The sequence below is a fragment of the Ideonella azotifigens genome (assembly GCF_006519715.1).
GTDB lineage: Bacteria > Pseudomonadota > Gammaproteobacteria > Burkholderiales > Burkholderiaceae_C > Ideonella > Ideonella azotifigens.
Window position 1 is genome coordinate 1 of record NZ_VIDT01000520.1, and the last position, 4,015, is coordinate 4,015.

Below are 4,015 nucleotides of genomic sequence, written 5' to 3' on the forward strand. Positions count from 1 at the left end.
GCACAGTCACGCCATCACTCTCGGCGACGACCACCTGCTGGCCGAGCGCGTGTTGGGCCGCGGCCGGGAAGAGGACATGGCGATAGCCTTCCTCGCGCAGCACCGTGTCCCAGCGCTCCGGCGCGAGGCTGGGGCTGCTGGGGATGCGCAGCGCCTCGTCCTCGTACAGCCACCAGCCGTCCAGCAGGCCGAAGGTCAGGTGGGTCCACAGCTCGCAACGGCTCAACTCATTGAGCACCAGCAGGCCGTTCGGGCGCAGCAGCGCCTTCGCGTTGCGCAGGCTCTCGCGGATGTCGCGGGTCGCATGCAGCACGTTGGTGGCAATCGCCAAGTCGTAGCTGCCGGCCTCGACGCCCTGCCCGGCCAACGGGCAGCCAACGTCGAACAGCCGGTAATCGAGGTAGGGGTGGTCGGGTCCGTATTTCCGCTCTGCGTGCAGCAGGAAGGCACGCGACAGGTCGGTGTAGGCGTAGGCCGCCATGTGCGACGCAAAGGGCTTGAGCCGTGCCAGCACGCGGGCGCTGGTGCCGCCGGTGCCGGCGCCGATCTCGAGGATGCGGATGCGGGCTTCAGGGTCCTGCCGCACGCGTTCGGCGACAAATGCGACCACGGTGTCGCAGAGCACGTCGTTGAAATGGTCCGCCACGGCATTGCCCTGGTAGACACCTTCGACGAGGTGCATCGAAGAGCCCGGGAACATCACGCTGGTGGCCTGCACGCGGCCCTGCAGGATGGCTGGCAACTGACCCAGCATCGCATCGACCAGCTGCACCTGCGCGCGCAGGTCGGCGTCGTCCAGCCATGCGGTCTTGCGCTGCTGCCATGCGGCCCAGGCCTGGGCGAGCGAAGTCGTTTCATCTGCCGACGCCGCCAGCCATTGCCGGCTGTGGGCCAGCCAGCGCGCGTGGCCCGGGCGCAGGCCAGGCACCGCGGCCTCGCCAGTCCAACCCAGCGCCTGCAGTTCGCCGCGCAAGATCGCCAGCGACAGGCGATCGATCTCGCGCTTGTGTTGCGTGAGGCGGCCTGCATCGATGGGGAATGCCCTGCTCGCCGGGCGGCTGGCGATCTCATGCGCCAGAGACCCGAATCGCGGGGCATCCACATGCACACGCGCATCGCCGACCAGGTCGAACAAGCCGCCTTTGGCCCCTGCCGGTGCGACCTTGAGAAAGCCCAGCTGGGGCATGGGCGCCGCCAGCAGGCGTTCGATGGCCAGCATGCCTTCTTCCGCTTCGATGGAGCCAAAGCCCAGCTGCGCCATGCGCTCGCGGTAAGCCTGCGAGGCGACCACGCCGACGCTGCCCCAGTAACCCCAGTTCATGACCTTGACGGGGTACGGCAGGCGCTGCGCCAATTGCAGCGCGTAGGCGTCCTTGAAGGTGCAGCCGGCCGCGTAGTTGCTCTGCCCGGCCGCCTTCATGAAGCTAAGCAGCGAGGAGCAGAACAGCATGAAGTCCAGCGGCAGCGCACCGAACACCTGGCACATGCGCACGCTGACATCCACCTTGGCCGCCAGGCCCGCAAGCAGGCGGTCCTCGTCCATCTGCGCCAGGCTCTTGTCCAGCAGCGCGATGGCGGCATGCATCACGCCATGGATCGCCGGGTGGCGCGCCAGGATCTGCTCGCGGGCGCGCACCAGCGCCTGCAGGTCGGTCGCATCGGCCGCGATGTACTCGGGCCTGGGCCCGAAGGCGGCCAGCCGCTCCTGGGCCTGCGCAATGGCCTCGTCCAGCGGGCGCCTGCCGATCCAGACGATGTTCGCCTGGTGGGCGCGGATCATGTGCCCGCTCCAGGCCTGGCCAATGCCGCCCGCGCCGCCGATCACCACGTAGACGCCGCCGCGCCGGTACAGGGTTTCGTGCCGGGCCGCCGACGCGATGTCGACGGGCAGCAGGGCCTGGCGGAACCATTGGCCGGAGCGCCAAGCCAGCGCGTCGCCCTGCGGGTCGAAAGGCAGCTGGAAGAGTTGGTCGAGCGGCCAGGCTTGTGCGCCGTCCAGGTCCAGCAGGCGGAATTGCCAGCGCCGGAATTCCTTGGCCGCCGCCCCCACGAAGCCATGCACGCCGGCATGCGCTGGCAGCACCGCATCGGACAGGTGGACGGCCTGGGTGCGGACCGTCAACACCGTCCAGTTCAGCGGGCGTTTGTCCAAACCAAGTGCCAGCAAGGCCTTGACCAGGCGGAAGCCCAGCACCACACCTTGTTGCTGCAATGCGATCAAGCCCTCGTCGTCCTGCTGATCCGACTCGGGCTCGCCGCTGTCGGCGATCCAGACGAGGTGATCGAACTCGCCGTGCTGGCGCAGGCCTTGTTCGATCTCGGCGATTTGCGCGGCTGGCGGCAATGCAAGCAAGGCCGCAGCGGGGAACTGGCTCAGCACTGCTTGCCGCCGAGCGGGCGGGCCACCCAGGATCAACACGCGTTCGGTGGTGGAGGCTTGGTTCGCAGGCGCCGGCGGGTTCACCACTTGCCAGACGGGTGCCAACAACAGATCGGTTTCGTGTGCGGCCTGCTCGGTTGCAAGGGTCTTCCCGTCGTTCACGGACCGCAAGCTGAACTGCCCCAAGCGCACGCAGACCTGGCCGTGCTCGTCGCACAGCTCAACGTCCAGCCGCTGCACCGCGTCGCCTGCGCTGCTCCCGGCACTTCTGCGCACGACCGCCCACATCTCCGCCGTGCACGGCGCCAGCACTTCCAGCGCCCCCAGCGCAAACGGCAGGCTCAGCGGCGCGTTCTCCGCCTGCAAGCCCAGCGTGGCCTGCAAGGCCGCGTCCAGCAGGCTGGGGTGCAGTTGGTAGCCGTCCTGTGGCGCCCCATCCGGCAAGCTGATGCGCGCCAGCAGCCGGTCCTGCCCGACCAAGACTTCGCGCAAGCCCTGGAACGCCGGGCCGTAGTGCAGGCCCAGCTGCTCGAAGCGGGCGTAGCACTGCGCTGCTGTCAGCTGCGTTTGCTGGCACAACGCGCGCAATGCTTGCAGGTCATGCGCCTGCGCGCTGGCCGGCACCAGTTCGCGGGCTCGGCCCTGGCTGTAGACCCGGACCTCGCCCTCATCGTCCTCGCTGTAGATCTCGAAGCCGAGGGCCCCGTCGTCTTCCGGATCCAGCGCGATGTGCAGGCTCAGCCCTTCGCTGGCCACGACCACCGGGCGCATCCACACCACGCCACTCAGCGCAACGACCTCGTGCCCCAGCACCTGGCGGGCTGCCGTGCGCGCCATCTCCAGCTGCGCCACACCGGGCAACACGCGCTCGCCTCGCACCACATGGTCGGCCAGGAAGAATTCTTCGCCGCTCAACTGGGTGCTGAAGCGCAGGCCGTCCACGTCCGAGGTGTTGCGGTGCACCAGCGGGTGCAGGCTCGCCGTTGTTGCCGTGGTCGCTGTGGGCTGCGTTGCGCTGGTCTGCACCCAGTAGCGCTCACGCGCAAACGGGTAGGTGGGCAGGCTGATGCGTTGGGGCCTCCGGCCGCCGTACAGCCGCTGCCAGTCCACGGCCATGCCCTTGACCCACAGGTCCAGCAACTTGCCGAACTTTCCTTTGGCAATCCAGGCCTCTGCCATGGCGGCCGTGTCCTCGTCGCCCGTCAGCGCGGCCAATGCTTCCTTGTTGCGCTTGACCTGGCCCCGGTACAGCTCGTCAACGTCTCTTCCTTCAAGGTGCTCGCTCAGTTTTTGTTTCAGCTCTTCCACTGAACTGACGACCAGCCCCAGCCGCTCCTCCATCGCCTCTCGCCCGACCTGCAGCGTGTAGGCCAGGTCGGTAAGGTGGATGGCCGCGTCGACTTCGATGGCATCGCGCAGTTGCCGGACTTGTTCCTGGAGCCGGTCTTCGCTTCTGGCCGACAGCACGATGAGGGCCGGTCCGCTTGGGGTGTCTTGCGTTGGCGGCGCGCTGTATTCCTCGATGACCACATGCGCGTTGGCCCCGCCCGCACCAAACGACGAGATGCCGGCGATGCGTTTGCCTACCCTCTGGATACCGGCCACTTCACGCACCGGTGCAGGCCAGTCGGCCAA

Annotated in this window: 1 protein-coding gene; it reads right to left on the reverse strand. The window is 68.1% G+C overall.

What is annotated here, in order from left to right:
• Positions 1 to 3,994, reverse strand: a 3,994-nt coding sequence (locus FKP22_RS23230; RefSeq protein ID WP_170201033.1) for an SDR family NAD(P)-dependent oxidoreductase, incomplete at its 3' end; no start/stop codon positions are given.
• Positions 3,995 to 4,015: the final 21 nt, after the last annotated feature.